At 40.8% G+C, this 17,244-nt stretch carries 21 protein-coding genes, 1 tRNA gene and 1 pseudogene; 10 read left to right on the forward strand and 13 right to left on the reverse strand.

Features of this window, described 5'->3' with window-relative positions; translation table 11 throughout:
• Window positions 1–296: 296 nt before the first annotated feature.
• Window positions 297–373, reverse strand: a tRNA-Arg gene (locus MD535_RS23795).
• Between the two features lie 360 nt (window positions 374–733).
• Between MD535_RS23795 and MD535_RS23800 the strand changes: the two are divergent.
• A pseudogene (locus MD535_RS23800) lies at window positions 734–903 on the forward strand (tyrosine-type recombinase/integrase); the annotation flags it as partial.
• Between the two features lie 16 nt (window positions 904–919).
• Here MD535_RS23800 and MD535_RS23805 read toward each other — a convergent pair.
• The 5 genes from MD535_RS23805 to MD535_RS23825 form a co-directional block, all read right to left on the reverse strand.
• Window positions 920–1,450 carry a hypothetical protein gene (locus tag MD535_RS23805; protein WP_265677665.1) on the reverse strand — a complete coding sequence of 177 codons (531 nt, stop codon included), beginning with the start codon at window positions 1,448–1,450 and terminating at the stop codon, window positions 920–922.
• A gap of 73 nt (window positions 1,451–1,523) precedes the next feature.
• Window positions 1,524–2,705 carry a type 1 periplasmic-binding domain-containing protein gene (locus MD535_RS23810; RefSeq protein ID WP_265677666.1) on the reverse strand — a complete coding sequence of 394 codons (1,182 nt, stop codon included), beginning with the start codon at window positions 2,703–2,705 and terminating at the stop codon, window positions 1,524–1,526.
• Window positions 2,706–3,344: 639 nt separating this feature from the next.
• On the reverse strand, window positions 3,345–3,599 hold the full coding sequence (locus MD535_RS23815; RefSeq protein ID WP_265677667.1) for a hypothetical protein: 255 nt from the start codon (window positions 3,597–3,599) through the stop codon (window positions 3,345–3,347).
• Window positions 3,600–3,740: 141 nt separating this feature from the next.
• On the reverse strand, window positions 3,741–4,007 hold the full coding sequence (locus MD535_RS23820) for a hypothetical protein (protein WP_265677668.1): 267 nt from the start codon (window positions 4,005–4,007) through the stop codon (window positions 3,741–3,743).
• A 252-nt stretch (window positions 4,008–4,259) separates the two neighbouring features.
• A complete protein-coding gene (locus MD535_RS23825; protein WP_265677669.1) occupies window positions 4,260–4,571 on the reverse strand; it encodes a Fic family protein in 312 nt (103 codons plus the stop codon).
• A 369-nt stretch (window positions 4,572–4,940) separates the two neighbouring features.
• On the opposite strand from MD535_RS23825, the gene MD535_RS23830 reads away from it, so the two are divergent.
• On the forward strand, window positions 4,941–5,504 hold the full coding sequence (locus MD535_RS23830) for a hypothetical protein (RefSeq protein ID WP_265677670.1): 564 nt from the start codon (window positions 4,941–4,943) through the stop codon (window positions 5,502–5,504).
• Window positions 5,505–5,690: 186 nt separating this feature from the next.
• On the forward strand, window positions 5,691–5,948 hold the full coding sequence (locus MD535_RS23835; RefSeq protein ID WP_265677671.1) for a hypothetical protein: 258 nt from the start codon (window positions 5,691–5,693) through the stop codon (window positions 5,946–5,948).
• A gap of 53 nt (window positions 5,949–6,001) precedes the next feature.
• On the opposite strand, the gene MD535_RS23840 is transcribed toward MD535_RS23835, so the two are convergent.
• Window positions 6,002–6,301 carry a hypothetical protein gene (locus MD535_RS23840; protein WP_265677672.1) on the reverse strand — a complete coding sequence of 100 codons (300 nt, stop codon included), beginning with the start codon at window positions 6,299–6,301 and terminating at the stop codon, window positions 6,002–6,004.
• 162 nt (window positions 6,302–6,463) lie between these two features.
• On the reverse strand, window positions 6,464–7,636 hold the full coding sequence (locus MD535_RS23845; RefSeq protein ID WP_265677673.1) for a C45 family peptidase: 1,173 nt from the start codon (window positions 7,634–7,636) through the stop codon (window positions 6,464–6,466).
• Between the two features lie 99 nt (window positions 7,637–7,735).
• Between MD535_RS23845 and MD535_RS23850 the strand changes: the two genes are divergently transcribed.
• Window positions 7,736–8,614 carry a LysR family transcriptional regulator gene (locus MD535_RS23850; RefSeq protein ID WP_265677674.1) on the forward strand — a complete coding sequence of 293 codons (879 nt, stop codon included), beginning with the start codon at window positions 7,736–7,738 and terminating at the stop codon, window positions 8,612–8,614.
• A 115-nt stretch (window positions 8,615–8,729) separates the two neighbouring features.
• On the opposite strand, the gene MD535_RS23855 is transcribed toward MD535_RS23850, so the two are convergent.
• Genes MD535_RS23855 through MD535_RS23865 form a run of 3 tightly spaced genes read right to left on the reverse strand, consistent with a single transcriptional unit; the run spans window position 8,730 to window position 9,495 of the window.
• The gene (locus MD535_RS23855; RefSeq protein WP_265677675.1) at window positions 8,730–9,020 is read right to left on the reverse strand and encodes a Fic family protein; all 291 of its coding nucleotides are present in this window, start codon (window positions 9,018–9,020) and stop codon (window positions 8,730–8,732) included.
• A gap of 48 nt (window positions 9,021–9,068) precedes the next feature.
• Window positions 9,069–9,233 (reverse strand): Fic family protein, encoded by a 165-nt coding sequence (locus MD535_RS26360; RefSeq protein WP_265677676.1) that lies wholly within the window; start codon window positions 9,231–9,233, stop codon window positions 9,069–9,071.
• The gene (locus MD535_RS23865; protein ID WP_265677677.1) at window positions 9,202–9,495 is read right to left on the reverse strand and encodes a Fic family protein; all 294 of its coding nucleotides are present in this window, start codon (window positions 9,493–9,495) and stop codon (window positions 9,202–9,204) included. Before MD535_RS23865 ends, MD535_RS26360 begins: the two co-directional genes overlap by 32 nt.
• A gap of 223 nt (window positions 9,496–9,718) precedes the next feature.
• Between MD535_RS23865 and MD535_RS23870 the strand changes: the two genes are divergently transcribed.
• On the forward strand, window positions 9,719–10,084 hold the full coding sequence (locus MD535_RS23870) for a hypothetical protein (RefSeq protein ID WP_265677678.1): 366 nt from the start codon (window positions 9,719–9,721) through the stop codon (window positions 10,082–10,084).
• 63 nt (window positions 10,085–10,147) lie between these two features.
• On the opposite strand, the gene MD535_RS23875 is transcribed toward MD535_RS23870, so the two are convergent.
• Window positions 10,148–10,507 (reverse strand): PilZ domain-containing protein, encoded by a 360-nt coding sequence (locus tag MD535_RS23875; RefSeq protein WP_265677679.1) that lies wholly within the window; start codon window positions 10,505–10,507, stop codon window positions 10,148–10,150.
• 343 nt (window positions 10,508–10,850) lie between these two features.
• On the opposite strand from MD535_RS23875, the gene MD535_RS26220 reads away from it, so the two are divergent.
• Complete coding sequence (locus MD535_RS26220; RefSeq protein ID WP_265677680.1) at window positions 10,851–12,149, forward strand: GGDEF domain-containing protein; 1,299 nt, start codon at window positions 10,851–10,853, stop codon at window positions 12,147–12,149.
• Window positions 12,150–12,342: 193 nt separating this feature from the next.
• Here the strand turns inward: MD535_RS26220 and MD535_RS23885 are convergent, their stop codons facing one another.
• Window positions 12,343–14,022, reverse strand: coding sequence for an RluA family pseudouridine synthase (locus tag MD535_RS23885; RefSeq protein ID WP_265677681.1), 1,680 nt, complete (start codon window positions 14,020–14,022; stop codon window positions 12,343–12,345).
• Between the two features lie 448 nt (window positions 14,023–14,470).
• Here MD535_RS23885 and MD535_RS23890 point away from each other — a divergent pair, with 448 nt between their 5' ends.
• The 4 genes from MD535_RS23890 to MD535_RS23905 all read left to right on the forward strand — a co-directional run bounded on the left by MD535_RS23890 (window position 14,471) and on the right by MD535_RS23905 (window position 17,204).
• Window positions 14,471–14,956, forward strand: a complete 486-nt coding sequence (locus tag MD535_RS23890) for a hypothetical protein (protein ID WP_265677682.1) — start codon at window positions 14,471–14,473, stop codon at window positions 14,954–14,956.
• 267 nt (window positions 14,957–15,223) lie between these two features.
• The gene (locus tag MD535_RS23895; protein ID WP_265677683.1) at window positions 15,224–15,493 is read left to right on the forward strand and encodes a PTS sugar transporter subunit IIB; all 270 of its coding nucleotides are present in this window, start codon (window positions 15,224–15,226) and stop codon (window positions 15,491–15,493) included.
• Between the two features lie 11 nt (window positions 15,494–15,504).
• Complete coding sequence (locus tag MD535_RS23900; RefSeq protein ID WP_265677684.1) at window positions 15,505–16,761, forward strand: PTS ascorbate transporter subunit IIC; 1,257 nt, start codon at window positions 15,505–15,507, stop codon at window positions 16,759–16,761.
• Window positions 16,758–17,204, forward strand: coding sequence for a PTS sugar transporter subunit IIA (locus MD535_RS23905; RefSeq protein WP_265677685.1), 447 nt, complete (start codon window positions 16,758–16,760; stop codon window positions 17,202–17,204). Before MD535_RS23900 ends, MD535_RS23905 begins: the two co-directional genes overlap by 4 nt.
• Window positions 17,205–17,244 lie beyond the last annotated feature (40 nt).

A 17,244-nucleotide genomic window follows, 5' to 3' on the forward strand; every position in this document is an offset into this window, starting at 1 on the left:
CAGTGAAGCCTGCTCTATCGGCAATGTGAAGAAAGTCTAAACCTATAACGGTTCATTCTTTTTTTAGTCGTGCATTGATGAGCTGATACATTAACTGTCAAAAACTAGAAATGACTCGTGATGCGCATCAACCGATAATGGTCAAAGCGTTTTTAGGTGGTAAATTTTGTTCCTTCATAAGAAAAATAGTAAACCGATTTTAGGTCATTATTTTTACTTAATCTGGATAAATGAAGTACTTACTGTAAGAGTCGATATGAAAGGGCTGGTATAGTTCTATCTAAGGGTTTGAAAGATGGCGCTCCCAGTAGGATTCGAACCTACGGCCTCACCCTTAGGAGGGGTGCGCTCTATCCAGCTGAGCTATGGGAGCATAACGTTTATAATATCAGAGCTTTATCTTTAAAAAAACACAAACTCACTAAATGCTCATCACCTGCTCAATTTTAGAGCACCTATATCTATCAGCATTAATATGAACAACTCACAATAGTGCTACATAAAAATGCTACATTTGGATTTTTTTACATAAACGACTGATTTTAAAACATATATAGTATTTATCACAATAAATACTTAACCCCTCCTAAGGGGCAGGTCACAGGTTCGAATCCTGTCGGGAGCGCCATATAAATCAATACCTTAGCACAAATTCTGCTGAGGCGTTTTTATTTTATGTCCGCGAATGACAATTTGAGAATCAAACTAATACCAAGCTCACGGCTTTAAAAGTAAAGATTTTTGCTATCACGATTTAGTGCATGAGGGTGCTAGTAGGCTATTTGAAAAAGGCTACTCCATTGAAGAAGTAGCCCAAGTGACGGTCACCGTAATTTGAATATTTTGTGGCAGGTTTATACGCAGTTATTTCCGCATAAGTACATGCTAAAGAACATTCATTAATACCTAGCCTAAACATCTACCGTCTAAAATACTTCAGAACTTTGAAAGTAATCGAGGTGTTGTCATATGACAAGACCTCAATTTCAGCACCTTTATAATTTATCTTGTTAGATTTACCCATATCGTACTCGACATTATTGGTAAAAGCTTGACGTGCATTCCCACCTGAAAGCTCTCGATAAGAGATGTTTATCTTTTCATCAACCGAACCGTTATAAATCAATGTCCTTTGAAATGAAGATGGCGACTCTACGGTCTTATTGTTGATTGTTGTAACGGCTTCTTCGTAACATGTTGCATCCTGTACAAAAACAGTTGATACACACAACCCTTTTTTATCATCTGGACGTAAAGCAAATGGAGGATCTATAAGAGCCCCCGCTGTTACAAAACCACCATTAGTCGACATATGTGAGAAGAAGATCTTTCCTTTTGAATCGGTGCCAAACTCTTTGTAATCGCCACTGCCTATATTGTAATAAGCACCATCAATATAATTATGGACAGTAAGGTAGCGGCTTGTCGTTTTGATGCCTTCATCAATCATTTCATCACGGTCCTAATAAAGGGACACACACCGGAAACACCCCATAAATCCACTAATTTCTTGTTTCTATTTTTCAGATTTGACCATGGACTTTATAAGTGGATAGTCTATTTACTGCATCAAACTGAGGAGAAACCCGGTAGATGTCTTGGATGCAATTATGAGAGTTGGGGTCAATCCAAGCTTTTGATGTCTGCATTCTCTGGCGCGCTGAAAAAGTGCGGCCTTCAAAGTAGTCGATCATCGAATAAGGACCAAGACCCTCTCTTTGTGATAAGGCCTCCAATAAACTACCCATGGCCATATACGCGTTATAGAAAACAGAATTGGGTGCATTCAATACACGTGACTGCTTGCTCGCTGGATGATGACGATTGACGAAAGTACGGTATCTTACTGAAAAATCGTTAACTGCATCTAAGTCATGATTGTGAAACCAATTACTTGGGAATGCTGAACAAGGCTGCTGGCCATCAATATCGCTCCAAGTCTTATAGCCTGAGATAACGGTAACGCCCTGGGCGATATGAGTATCCACCAAAGCACTACCGATCAAAGCGCTATCGTTATTGGAAGTCGCAAGATAAAGGTAACGTGGTTTCCTAATTCGGATACGATCTACTAGATGATCGCCACTTTTGAAAGAACAAATGGAAAAAGTTTCAATGTCACTAAAACCAATCGAGATACACATTGCTTTCAACCAGTGAGTGTATTTTTTGTACTGATAGTCTTGAGAATGCACAATCATAATTGGGGATACATCATCAATACATAACGCGTTCAGCATTCGATAAGTTGCAGTACGGTAGTCTATCCCCCAATTAAATATGAACTTGTTATTTAAAGTCGATGCATTTAGAGGTTGCGAGTTAGTGTTAAAGTACAAAGTTTCTTTCTCTTGTGAAACTTGTGCGACTATGCTCGACGTAATAGGATGAACACCCCCAATAATATAATTGTCTTTGTTTTTTTTTATTAATTCATAGCATAACTGTTTGGTAGGTATATGACTATTTTCTTTAGTTCGTACTGAAACAGAAATAGGTCTATCTAAACACGTACCGTAGTCTTGTAACGCCATTTCTATACCTAAACGCTCCATTGTGGATTTGATACACCTATTAGGTTCTGAAATGATACCAATATTAATCTCCGAATTCTTGCCTTGGGCACCCAAACCAAACCGAACATCGGGTAGTGTTACAGCTGGAAGGACACCAATCGATTTTATTACGTCTCGTCTGTTAAACATAGATTATACGTCCTTAAAATTGAAACTATCCCTATAAATGAACATTTACATTACAAAAATATTACAGGTTTCATTGCACGTAGCCAAGGCCAAGTTGCTATCAATTACCTCAATACTAATTGCTATATTCTCTTCAGTAATATAGTCAATAGTATTGGAAAAGAACCCATTAGTAGTCGCCATGATAAGGTAATCTAGATTACTATTAACTTGTATAACATTTGCACTAGCTGGCAATACACTTGTCGAGATTTTTTCTCCAACATTAGATTTAGGGTTAATTTGTACATAAATCAGGTGGATGGTGTTATTGTAGATAATCATAGTCAAAGTCTAATTGGGTCATTGCATGGTAGTTTGCAAGGTGAAAAATCGACATTAGATTGATTAATTTTTATAGATACCGCCTTAATTGGAGAGTCATTAGAAATTTCAAGTGTATTGGATCTAGACCCTGCTACTGTGGCTGTTGAAAAATAATCGGTACCAATACTCAATTGCTGAATAACACTAGTACCAGCAGGTATCATGATATTAAAGTTACCTCCAATGCCAGACTTTGGGTTGAATTGGACGTTTGCGCTGAACTGAGTGTTATTTAATATAACCATAACGAAAGCAAGCTCATTGATAAGTCGGTTAAGAGTCAATCAAAACGGATGCGGGTATGTAAGTAATGTTCACGTTCTTCGTTTCATTGTTGACAGTTTCAGTTAAAGAATTGGTGCCTTCTATATTTACTGTCATTAAGTAATCATACCCAATAATAACCTGTTGAATGACTTTTTCTTGAGCCTTTAAAATTAATTTTAGTTCAGTAACATAGTTTGTATTTCCCATTGAAGGAGATAACGTTACATGTGCATCCTGGTCTGTATTATTAAAAATAACCATTAGCCTTCCTCACATTAGGAAACTAAATGAAAATTATTTGACAAATACTATGAACATCGTATTCATCAACAATCTTGGTGATACTTCTAGAAGTATCACCAAGATCGGTATATCCCAATGATACTTTCAGTTTCCAAACGGTTAGGCAGAAGCACCAGCCGTTTCAGCAACTTTTACATTACCATTTTTATACGTAACAGTGATCGATGGAGTTGAGTTTGAAATACCTTGTAGAACGTTAGACTGATTACCGTTAATAGTAGCAGTTACGTTATAGTCATTGTCACCATCGAGTTGTACGACAGCATTTGAACCTGCTGGCACATCCTTATTTAATTTTTTCCCTGTATCTGATTGCGGATTAAATTGCATTTGTGCAGGAGAGTTTGAGTCATTGATAATTTTCATTTTTATTTCCTTAACTGACATTGTTTAGGTTGTTTAATATAGCCTGTATTTTATACAGTACTGATTAAGGTCACTTAATCAAATTATTGATAAGCTAAGTTAGTTTATCTATCGACAAGCCAACTATGAAATAACTATACGACTTTTTTTGAAACTTAATATTACATGTCTATTACACGTCAGGTGTATTAGATGTATTTAATTTTAGTGGAAAGCACTAAAAGAACACACAGCAAATACTCCCAGCAAGCCTTATAACTTTCTGCCGAGCGCTGTTAACCGATACAACTGGTTAGGGCTGCGAGGCTTTTCGGGGTTCGACATCTCGACCAAACCGACTTCGATGGCAGGAGACAAGTAGTTCTTTTTGAATGTTGGACGGTGTTTGATACCGATCGTTTCCATGAGTACGGTTTGCCGCTCCTTTAGTAACGTAAACAACGCATTAAGCATAAACGCGATGAAAGGGGTTACTTCACTTCGCTTATCAGACTCGGAAAGCGTTTGATAATAGGCTTCTTGCTCTTCGCGGATAACGGTTTCAACAGATACGTAAGCAAACAAATGTTGGCGACTTCTAGCTAATCTCAGCGACTATGTTAAGAATATCGTTTGTAATAGTGAACGGTGATGTGTATGCCCTATTAAAGCTCCCTATCGGTTACCCTATAGCTTAACTTGACCGGTTACTTGATCGTTTTCAACCAATCATGTTCACTGCGGCGGCTTTGTGTTCTTGAGCAAAATGCGCGTATCGAAGGGACAATACTAAAATTGCTTCTTCACAAATAACTACTCTAGAAGCCTTATACAAAATTTATTCGATTTTCCCCGACCACCCTCCTAGATTAATAGCAATTAGAAAACTAAGCTCAATCTGCTAAGCAAAGACACATGGATGTCGACATTTGATGGATAAACTTAGGTAGGCTTATGAAATTAGAACTCACCACTAGGAAATATAAAAGCTTTCTAATCGCTTTCAGAAAAGCGGATATTGACGCCAAAAGCGGAGCGGAAATAACCGTCAGCTTCGAGACTAATCAGTACCATTTTGAATCGCCTAATTTCAAACTTGTCGCCTATACACAAGGCACTACACGTTACGATCTCACGACTTACAACCATACAGACATGCCAAATTCTCTAGACCTTGGTGGCTTAGAAGGCACTCTCAGGAAAGGCGGTAGTGGATTAACAAAAATGAATGGTGACCTAAGTACGGTTGTTGCTGCTACTTCAGAAGCAGCCCGCTCCAAAGTCGTCGAGGCGGCGTTTACCAAAGTGCTTTTAGGAAAGACTATAATGCTCCAACAGTATGAAGTTCTGTTCAAAGCCTACAATCAACCTGCACGATTCAATGGACTCCTAAACCAAGACGGAAGCTATAACAGCACCTGGAGGGCACTGAAGAAAGAAGATTACATCCACTTTTTCAACTCACAAGAATATACAGGTAGTTCAAGTGACATGCTCACCAAATTAGTTGCTTTGTAACACCGATAGGTGATGCTCAATATCAAAAGGAAAAATCAAAGGCACACACACCAAAAGCGTACTTCAAAAGAGTGAGTTTCATATTTCCGTCAATCACTGCTACGCTGAAATCAGTCAATATAACTTAGCAACAAAAACGAATCGTTGTTTCTGCCGTTGGCTGTCACTTGGGTTGAGGAGGTGTGTTTGCCGAGCATTATTCAAGATTGCAATCGCGAGCTCAAAAAAGTGCTGCACTTCTACCCCGAAGAGCAGCGAGCAAGCGTTGATTGTATGCTTGCTCAGCTAGTGTGCTGTGAGATTTTCCTCATTCAATACCCTATCCTCAATCATTTCCGCGGCAAAAGCTCTCCTTGGTATCATGTGCAGAACCTGCGGCAAAAATTGATGATGCGCGAGTCTATGAAAAGCCGATTCCCCAAAACGTTCGTCGAGCTTATTTAGACTACCAATATTTTATTGAAAGCACGCACTAAAACGACACACCCGTTAAAATGCTAAAAACCATCAGATTTAGCAACAGCAACCAATGAGCGGACATCGCGTATTATTTCGATACACGCTGCATTAATAAGACTGCTATCAACCCCCCTATACCGCTTCATGCATTCGTTGGTCATATTCAAGATATGATTGCGCATTCCATGTATAGAATTAAACTCAGCCTTTCTAATAGTCTGAGATTTCATGACACCACTTAATGCACTAGCCAGCAGTTTTGAGTTAAAAAGAAAAGAATGTTCTTGTAAGCAGTATTGTAGGTTAACTAAATGATGTGTCGTCGATTTTACAGACATAATTGATCCTTTTAGAATCATTAGCACTACACATCAATAGGTATAACGTTGATGTGCTTTAACTATATGGAGAAATAGAGCATTCCATTGCTCAGACGCTACTCACAAGCAAGTCACGTTTAGGGGGGCGCTTGACTGAGAGTGACAGGGTCAGCAGTCCAACTATTCAAAACACACTTTTGTATAGTCCTCTTTCATAAATAGTGGATTTTCAGGTGCAAATTCCGCACAACCGGTATTCAAATCCCAAATGAAAGCCTTAGTCGTTACAAATTCGTTGCCATTGTACTTCGAAAGGTTCACCGGCTTAGAGGTAAATAGATATTTCATCGACTCAATAGTTAACTCTGGAGTATAACGAATGAAATTTTCTGCCGCGTCTTTACGAGCAAAAGTCCAAAAGTTCTTAGTATTTACTTCAGTTTCCTGCTGCGCAGATACACCGCTTGGTAATAACTTATCCCTTAAATACTGAGTATGGTTTGTAAAGGCGACGCCTTTATCATTACCACGATGTACCACCGTATCTTCACCCGCCACGTTGATTGCCGCATACCCACCCTTGTCGTCCGCAACAGTCATGTTCATTGGAACAATCAATTTGTATTGCTTAGCCAAAGCAATAACTTCTTCCACAGAGTTCATTTGGGCTGCAGTCGACGCCAATGCGTCTAGGGTAATAATATTGCTATAATCCGCCGTTGTCTGAATAGACATGCGGCCTAGGTGAGTAATTGTTACACCGACTTTACGCCCCATCTGTTGAAACAAAGTACCGTCTGATATTTCACCGATTTGATAGTCAGTTTTTAATAAAGTGGTGTCTTCTTTAATCGAATTTATTGGCCAGTCTAACGTTTGTCCAACAAGGCCATTATTATATGCGATTGAAGTACAGCCATTCGGCAAATTGATGTAGTCCGTAACGTCTTCACCAGTTACTGCTGAATCTATAAGAAGATCAGGAGCCATCATACTCGCGACCAATGTTTCAACAGTGACACCTCTATATTCAGCTTGAGCTCTAAGCATACGGAGGTGTGCATAATTAACTTTCTCAATATTTTTGATGGCCTGGGCTGCAATGTCTAACCACAACTTAGCACTATCACCCAAAGGGGTTAACTCTTCACCACGCCCTAGCGCACTTTTTGCAATGATAACTCCAATCTCTTCCGGTGATTTACCTGTAGCATCGATAATATAAGCGGCTTCCTGAATGGCAGGCCTATCTGCACTAAAATACGGTAAGTTATCTCCAAGTACGTTAGTGGATGCGATGACTGGCAGTGTAGCCATAGACAAGACGAGGGATGAAAGTAATTTTAGTTTCATAGATAGCTCCATTTGCTAAGTAGGACTCGTTAATGGCGCTAGCGTATCAATACAATGTGGATTACTATAAGCTAGTTACTATGCAGAAACTGGATAGCCATGATATCTCATAGCCAAATGAACGCCTTTGTCACCGTGGTAGAAACGGGGTCAATGAGTAGAGCTAGCAAAAAGCTCAATTGCTCTCAATCTACCGTTAGTCGACTCATCGAACAATTAGAAGATGAAACCGGACTATTGCTTTTTCATCGCGATTTTTCTTCAAGACGTTTAACGCTCACCGAAGATGGTGAGGCAGTACTATCAAGGTGCCAACAGACATTGGATAACCTAGTTGAATTTCAGAGCTTTTGCCTAGGCTTGAGTATGGGTGTTGAGCCTGAATTTTCTATTGCTCTACCTCAGATCTTTGAAGAAAGCCGAGCGCAAAAAATGATGGAAAACTTACTCAAAGAATTTCCGAATACTCGATTTTCCTTTATAGAGCCAAGCATCCACTCCATTACTGAGTTGGTTGAGAGTGGCAATGTCGACTTTGGCTTTAATGTAATAACTTATGAGTATGGTAAAGGGCTAAAAATGATAGGTATGAGCTCAATAAAGGCGTGCATCGTTTGTCATGCAGAGCATCCCTTATCAAATAGAAATCATATTAATGCGAGTGATCTTGAGTCTGAGGTCCACATTACATTCTCCAACCCTGACAGATCGCCGCGCTCAATAGGTTTCAACTTTTCCAAAAAAATCATCGAAACTCAAACCCTCCAACAACAACTCTCTTTGGTGGGTTCAAAATTAGGTTATGCGCTAATACCCGAAAGCCTGTTTCTTATGAGTAAGCGTCAATATCAATTAGCACGGTTAAAAACAACTCTTGACCGCAAGCTGGAATACTCTTGCCAAGCTTTATACACGAGTGCAAATCACAATCGACCTATAAATAGATGGCTTAGAAACTATATTAAGAATGACTGGTAAATTGAGTCGCTCCTACTAACGCTCATTTGATTTAGATTAAAATCAAAAGGACACACAGCAAATACTCCCCGTCAGCCCTATAACTTTCTTCCATGGCACCGCTAACGGTTTATTATTACGCTAAAGAATTTCTGCCGAGCGCTGTTAACCGATACAACTGCTTAGGGCTGCGAGGCTTTTCGGGGTTCGACATCTCCACCAAACCAAGTTCGATGGCAGGAGATAAGTAGTTCTTTTTGAATGTTGGACGGTGTTTGATACCGATCGTTTCCATCAGAACGGCGTGCTTAACGGATCCGAGGCGGTTTAATGCTTCTAGTACCGCTAATATCGCGTTACTTACTTCGATTTCATCTACTTCTACGGTTTGCAGCTCTTTTAGTGCCGTAAACCACGTATTAAGCATAAACGCGGTTGCTTCACTTCGATTATCGGACTCGGAAAGTGCTTGGTATTAGGCTTCTTGCTCCTCGCGAATCACGGTTTCAACGGGTACATAAGCAAATAAGGGCTGCCACTGACTTAATTCTAAAGTTTGCCATAAGCGCCCCATCCTACCGTTACCATCCGCGAATGGATGGATGAACTCAAATTCGTAATGAAAGACGCTCGTAGGCATCAAAGGCGTTATTCACCTCTTGGATTTCTCTGGGTAGACCCAGAACTCGTTTGCCATTAATCACTGCTGTGACTTGTTCGAGCGAGAGTGTATTGTTCTCTATTGCTAAGGAAGCTTGAATCGTTTTGATGCGGTTACCACGGCGTAATTGTGGTGACATTAGATCGGGATTAGCGACTTCTAACCTCCCAAGCATGACGCTAATCTCAGCGACTAGGTTAAGAATATCGTTTGTAATTGTGAACGGTGGTGTGTATGCCATATTAAAGCTCCCTATTGGTTACTCTATAGCTTAACTTGATCGCTAGCTTGATTGGTTACTTGAGCAAAAAATAGCAAAGGGACACACATTAAAAGCGTACTTCAAAGGGTGACTTTCATATTTCCGTCAATCACTGCTACGCTGAAATCAGTCAAACTATTTTAGCAACAAAAACGAATCGTTGCTTCTGTCGTTGGCTGTTACTTAGGTTAAGGAGGTGTGTTTGCCGAGCATTATTCAAGATTGCAATCGCGAGCTCAAAAAAGTGCTGCACTTCTACCCCGAAGAGCAGCGAGCAAGCGTTGATTGTATGCTTGCTCAGCTAGTGTGCTGTGAGATTTTCCTCATTCAATACCCTATCCTCAATCATTTCCGCGGCAAAAGCTCTCCTTGGTATCATGTGCAGAACCTGCGGCACCAATTATTGTCTCGTCAAAAAGAACACGATTTGATTTGCTATGAGCTGTCGATTTTTCAAGGCTGGTCTATGGCAAAAATTGATGATGCGCGAGTCTATGAAAAGCCGATTCCCCAAAACGTTCGTCGAGCTTATTTAGACTACCAATATTTTATTGAAAGCCTGTACTAAAAGGACACACCTCAAACTACCCTTATATTCAATTCTAAGAATTGATTCACATTCGTACTTAAGCTACTCCAGTGCGACTTGCATCGGAGCACCAAAGAATAACATGTCAGAGATGCCGAGTTTATTTTCAAATTGGATGCCAACTCGCAGTTCTCGGCTTCCTAATATCTGGCTACCAAATACCACTATTCCCAAGTATTTTTTGTTGCCAAGCTTCACTTCTACCCGTTCACCAATCATGAGTGATTTTCGACACGCAACACCAATACCACCTTTCGAAATATCGATGACCCTTACCTCTGTGTAGCTAGAAAATAGACCCGTTTTTTTAATAACCCCTTTTGCATGTTGCATAGTGTAACGGGGGTGCTCTCTGAGCTCACTGGCTAGGCTTGTATTTACTCTTGAAGTAAGCGCTTTCATTTATTATTGTCCACGTCCGTGTATTCTTGCCTGGTTTAGTTTATAAGCATCACTCATGTGAAACCTAACATTAACAAGCCAGTTTACGTCATGACTAGTGGTATTTTTTAGTTTTGTGATCCACTAATTACTTATCATAAAGCACTAAATTAAAAGTGATTATATAGGATCGTATAAGGTATCGCCGGCCTTTAAATTGAGGCTAATGGAGGGCTCATTACGACCTACAAGATGTGATTTAAAACACGGTTTCATTATTGGAAATTGGCAAATTCGAGCAATTTACTTAGTACTGATATACCCTAGAATAAGTAAGCGCTTTCTTTTTTGGAGGGGGAATCCAGTGCATTGGTGGCGTCGAATTAGAAGAGAAAATGGTTACGCAATTTTAGCAATATTGAGCTTAATTCTGATTATCTGGTATCACTGGGGGATGGACGTGAGCCATCACATTAAGCTCAATGTACCGGGGATTTTGATGCAAAACGATGTTGCTAATGGAGGTAACTCTCAAGGTCAGTTTGTACAACATGATGAAGTTCTGAGTTTCTCTTGTAATACTCGACGCTCTAATACGTTTCCTTTTTGCAGTGTCGTGATACCAGTATCACCCCGAGCTCACGAAGAGCTCAATCTTAGCCGTTATCATTCCGTTAAAATCAAATTATCCTACTCGGAAGCATCCGATCTTAAAGACTCAGTACTGGTATATTTACTCAATGCTGAGCACGATGCCACCTCTGCCACCACTATTTTACGAGCCAATCTTCAGAGTATCATTCCTGTTAATCAACCTGCTTATTTATACTCACTGCCCATTTCCAATTTCTATGTCCCATCTTGGTGGTCATTTTTGCACTCACAAATTTCCGATCACTCCGCACGATTCAATAACGTAACCAACATTCAAGTGGCCACTGGCGATAGCCACTCCATAAAAAACACCACCATTACCATTCACTCAATTGAATTTGTCGGTAAGTGGGTAACGTTGCTAGAAGTACAATCCCTATTAGTTACGGCATGGGTGCTCGCGGTGACCGTGGATGTTCTTTCTCGACTAATGGCACTAAAGCGATCGGTTCAGGCCAGCCAAAGCCGAGCGTCATTATTGGATATGAGTTTGACACGCGCGAATCGGGAACGCGATGAATATCGCAAGCTTGCCTCTTTGGACAAATTAACCGGTCTCCATAACCGCCAAGGCATACAGGAGCGCTACTTTCAAAAACTATCCGAAGATACGTCGCTGTTTTTGATCATATTGGATGTTGATAACTTCAAACACATTAATGACACGTACGGCCACAATGAAGGAGATACCGTATTGATTAACCTAGCCACAACGTTGTCCTCTCATTTACTTGAGGACACGGCGGTTGGCCGCTGGGGCGGAGAGGAATTTATGGTGATTTTCAGGGCGAAAAGCCAAGCCATCGCTACACGGATTGCAGAGCGTATTCGTAAAAATGTCTCGGATAATCAATTAAGCCTGTACTTACAAGTAACATGCTCTGTGGGTGTCACAAACGTGGATAAGAGCACAACCTTGCTAGATAACCTCGATCGCGCAGATAGAGCGTTATATCAATCAAAACAAGGGGGGAAAAATCGGGTATCAACTAAGTTCTCTGACTATTAGGAAAAAGTCGTACCGCGGACGCGATGAATTTAGCTTTGTCGGAACCGTCGTTCCCCTCAGCAAAGCGTACATCTGCTCGACAATTGACCATGTTGATATTCGATCAGTTAGCTCATTCATTGGTACGAAATGTAAATTCTAATCTCACATAGGTTCGGCTAATCACATACTAGCCGAACACGCGAATTGCCACTTAAAACTCAGCTTCCACCTGAAACGTCATGCGCTCATGGGTAATAGGGTGATCAAGAATCAATAATTCAGCGTGTAAATGCAGACGATTCGCCGTTTTACCATACAAGTCATCGCCGACTATTGGCATGTGTAAACCAAGGGCATGAGCACAATGCACTCTTAATTGATGAGTTCGACCCGTCTTGGGAGAAAGGTAAACCTTAGTTTGGTTATTTTTTCGCTCAATCACCTGCCATGTGGTTTCTGCGGGTTTACCATGTTCAAAACAAATCAGTTGGCGCGGTCTGTCGTCTAGATCACCGCGCATTGGCAATGCAATACGTCCTTCATTTTCTTCAAGTACGCCATCAATCAATGCCACATAGCGCTTTTCAACCGTGCGTTGAATAAACTGCTTTTGTAAGCTCTTATTCGCTCGTTTACTGATCGCAATGACCATTAAACCCGATGTCGACATATCCAAACGATGCACGATCAATGGACCAGTGGCATCCGGAAACGTCTGCTTCATTCGAAGATAAACAGAATCTTCAATGGTTTTTCCAGGTACCGACAAAAACTCAGCGGGTTTATGCACTACTGCCATATCCTCATCTTGATAGAGGATATCAACAGCCTTACCTTCTGCCGGGTTCTTGAGTAGCGGGTTGTCATCCACCTCTAAACCTTCAAGCATATGCGTTAGAATGGGATGGCACTTACCCTGACAGGCTGGGTAATAGTTTTTATGCTGTCGAATGGATGATTTTGGTGGCAATCCCCACCAAAATTCCGCTAAAGCTAATGGTGTCATTCCATTTTTAAAGGCATATTGCAACAGTTTGGGCGCCGCGCACTCCCCTGCCGCCGCAGGGGGTACACCTTGAGTAGTCTTTGCAAAAAGTTCACCTAAGTTTTTCTCTTTACCATTGGCATTCAAAAACTGGTATTGATCAAACAACTGCTGCTGTAGCCCTGCAGACAGCGCTTTACGCGCCTGCTTCAGTGGGTTTATTTTGTCATTAAGCCCGTTCAATTCGCTCTGTGCCGCAGCGATACGCGCCTCCCAACTGAGCTTAAGATCGCGAAGCTGCAGCTTTTCTATCACGCTTGCTTGGCTTAACTGCTGTTTTAGTGCTTGGCGTTCTTCATCGGGCAATTCGGCTGCCTCGGCACGTTTGACCTTTCTAGCCTTACGCCCTTCTACCATATAACTACGATGGGCTTTTAATGCATCATCTGCCGCTTGCGTGACTTCTTGTAGTGTTAAACGAACGCTAGCAAGTTCTGGTGCCGCTTCTAGTGCATTAATTTGATGGCTAAGTTGATTAATTTCATCCTGCCCTGCGTGAAAAAAGCTGTCTTGGGCTAGCATATCGAACACTGGTGGTACAAAGCCTGGCAGCAAATTTTGATCGGCGACTTTACCCGAAAATGCAGAGAGATAACCAATATCGCCTTGGCTATTTTTAACCACCAGCACGCCAAACATTTTGCCAATGGCACCCTCTACTTCCCCTTCTAGACCGAAGTTATGTTGCCATTCAGACTGAGTGCAGAGATGCCCTTGTAACTCTGTTGCAGCTAATAAGCCCAGCGGATGGGGCGTATAATAAAATGGGTAAGTGAATCGCTCCGGCAATGAGTATTCATCAATGGACGACTTGAAGGGGGTGAAGCAGTGTTCTGGAGTGTGCATATGGCGCTCTATATCCAACATTCGCCCTATAGAGCGCAACGCTTCATGGGCATGAAAAGCTGGCAATTCTAACGGTTAAGTGAAGTAAGATCACTACTCAATCGTTTGCAGTTTCTAAGTAGTTGATTTTATGACGGTGCACCATATCAGCGCGCATCAGCAACGAGTCGATATCTCTTTTTACTTCCCATCGCGCAGTCATACCTCGTGAGGCGTTATCACTTTACTTACCACAAAGATAGAAGCAATGTTTATCAAGCGCTTTACTCCACGATAGACAAAGGATATCAAGTAAGATCTTAAGATCGTTTGATCTATATAACTAAGCCACTGTTTTTCAGATTAAAAAATGAAATCACGTTAATCTGCAATTTATAATGCATTGTCACAGCACTCGTGTATATAATTATAGAGAGATAAAACATCACGTTGTACTGGGTAACATTGAATGTTAATTAAGAAAATGGACGCTCCAAAAGATATGCAGATTGGTGCTTTTTTTGAAACAAAAAGGCATGGTTCCGTCATGATTGTTGAGTATTATAATACTCATACGGTTATCGTTGCGTTTAAAAACACAGGACATATTCGTTCAACCACAGCAGCAAAAATCCGCAGTGGCCAAATAACCGATCGTTCAGTTCCACCTCAATCATCGATGGTTGGTAGGAAGTATGAATCGTTAAAGCACGGTTTATTAACTATTAAACAAATTGAATCTGAAAATATCGTTGTTTTGGAAAGTGAAAATGGCGAGGAGGTGAGAATGTTACTTCCTGCGGTTCAAAAACTGAAAGAACAAATAGAGGAAGAGTATGAAAGTGATGACGAATTAGAATTGCCCACCTCTCTTAGTGCGCTAACAAAACGAAATAAGAAAACAAAAGATGTTAACTCACTTCTGAAAAAAATGATTACGGAATATGGTAAGTAAAACTGATTACCCTATATAAGCAACTACACACAAGACCTGGATCACACTTTATTCTCTCCTTAAAAATCATCATTTAAATCCCTATAAATATCGACGCTTACTTACTCTCATTTTAGGGTTATTTGCCATTTTGTGTGATCTGGGTCACAAGAGCATTTTAACTTTGTGAGCTAGGTCGATATCAATATTGGGGATTTTAGGTAACATCCTCTCCATCAAGACGTGAAACACTTATTTTTAGATCAACAAACCCTACAGAGATATATTATGAAAAAGATTATGGTTGTATGCGGAAATGGCCTTGGCACTTCACTAATGATGGAGATGGCGGTTAAAGAAGTTGTAAAGAAAATGGGGTTTGAAGCAGAAGTCGATCACGAAGATCTGTCATCGGCAGCGTCAAGTAAAGCGGATATTTGGGTTGCTGCAACGGACATTGCCAACCAACTTGAAGATGCAGGCAAAACTAACATCATTAGCTTAGCAAATATCTTTGACAAAGCGTCAATTGAAGAGCAATTAAAAGCAATCATCTAAGGTAATATACAATGGCTAATTTCTTTGAATTTATGCTTGGCTTATTAAAAGAGCCAGCAATAATGGTTGGATTAATTGCTTTCATTGGCTTAGTTGCTCAGAAAGCCGATGTATCAACCATTTTAAAAGGCACAATTAAAACCGTAATGGGTTTCCTAATTTTAGGGTTTGGTGCTGGCGCGCTTGTTGGCGCACTAAATAACTTTTCCGTCGTATTTACTGAAGCATTTGGTGTAAGTGGTGTTATTCCAAATAACGAAGCGATTGTTGCTTTAGCACAAGAAGCATTTGGCTACGAAATGGCATTAATCATGTTCTTCGCCTTCGTTGTTAATATTCTACTGGCTCGCTTCACACCGCTTAAGTATATATTCTTAACGGGTCACCACACGATGTTTATGTCGATGTTGGTTGCGGTAATTCTTTCTACAGCGGGCATTACTGGCACACTATTAGTCGCTGTTGGTGCAGTGATTGTCGGCTCGCTAATGGTTATCATGCCAGCGCTTGCACAGAAGTACACTGAGAAAGTAATGGGTACTGATCAACTGGCAATGGGTCACTTTTCAACCCTGTCTTACTTGGTTTCTGGTTATATCGGCAGCAAGTTTGGTGACACATCTACCACTACTGAAGATATGAACGTACCAAAGAGCTTAATGTTCTTACGTGATACGCCAGTAGCTGTAGCGGTAACCATGGCAATCTTCTTCCTATTTGCCTCCATTTTTGCTGGTGGTGAGTTTGTTGAAACTGTTTCTGACGGCCAAAACTGGGTAGTCTTTACTTTCCTACAATCTCTTATTTTTGCTGGTGGTGTTTACATCGTTCTTCAAGGTGTAAAAATGCTCATCGCGGAAATCGTCCCAGCATTTAAAGGTATTTCCGATAAACTGGTTCCAGGTGCAAAACCGGCGCTAGATTGTCCAATGGTATTCCCTGTTGCACCAAACGCAGTACTTATCGGCTTCTTGTCTTCATTCACAGCAGGTCTTGTTGCGATGGGCATCCAAGGCATGTTTGATTGGACGATTATTGTTGCTGGTGTGGTTCCTCACTTCTTCGTGGGTGGCGCATCTGGTGTATACGGTAATGCGACAGGTGGTCTACGTGGTGCGATTCTAGGTTCATTCACTCAAGGTCTATGTATTTCATTCTTACCAATGCTGCTACTTCCTGTACTAGGTAATATCGGCCTAGAAGCGACAACATTTGCTGACTTTGACTTTGGTGTCGTTGGTCTTATTCTTGGATGGATTGTGTCATGAGCATTATGAAGTTAATTGGAGATAACATTGTTATCTCCACAGAGACGAACTTAAGCGTTGATGCAGCACTAGACATTACTTGTTCAAAACTTCTTGAACATGGCAAAGTTGAAGCAACGTACTTGGATGCGATTAAGCAAAAACATCAAGAGATTGGCGCGTACTATGTGCTGGCACCCAAAATTGCCATGCCGCATGCTCGCCCAGAAGATGGTGTTAATGAAGCAGCGCTGCAAATCACCGTCTTCAAACACGGTGTTGACCTTGAGTCAGAAGACAACGGTGATGTTTATTTCTCTGTCACCTTAGCAGCCATGGATTCAGACAGCCATATTCAAACCATTATGGCTCTGTCAGAGTTGTTCCAAAACGATGAAGATGTTGAAGCAATCATTTCTGCACAAACAACAGAACACATTGCTGAAATTTTAGAAAAATACTGATTCAGTCCCCCTACTGCAGTATGTATAAAGCCCTCTACTA

It is taken from the genome of Vibrio qingdaonensis (genome assembly GCF_026191675.1).
Classification (GTDB): domain Bacteria; phylum Pseudomonadota; class Gammaproteobacteria; order Enterobacterales; family Vibrionaceae; genus Vibrio; species Vibrio qingdaonensis.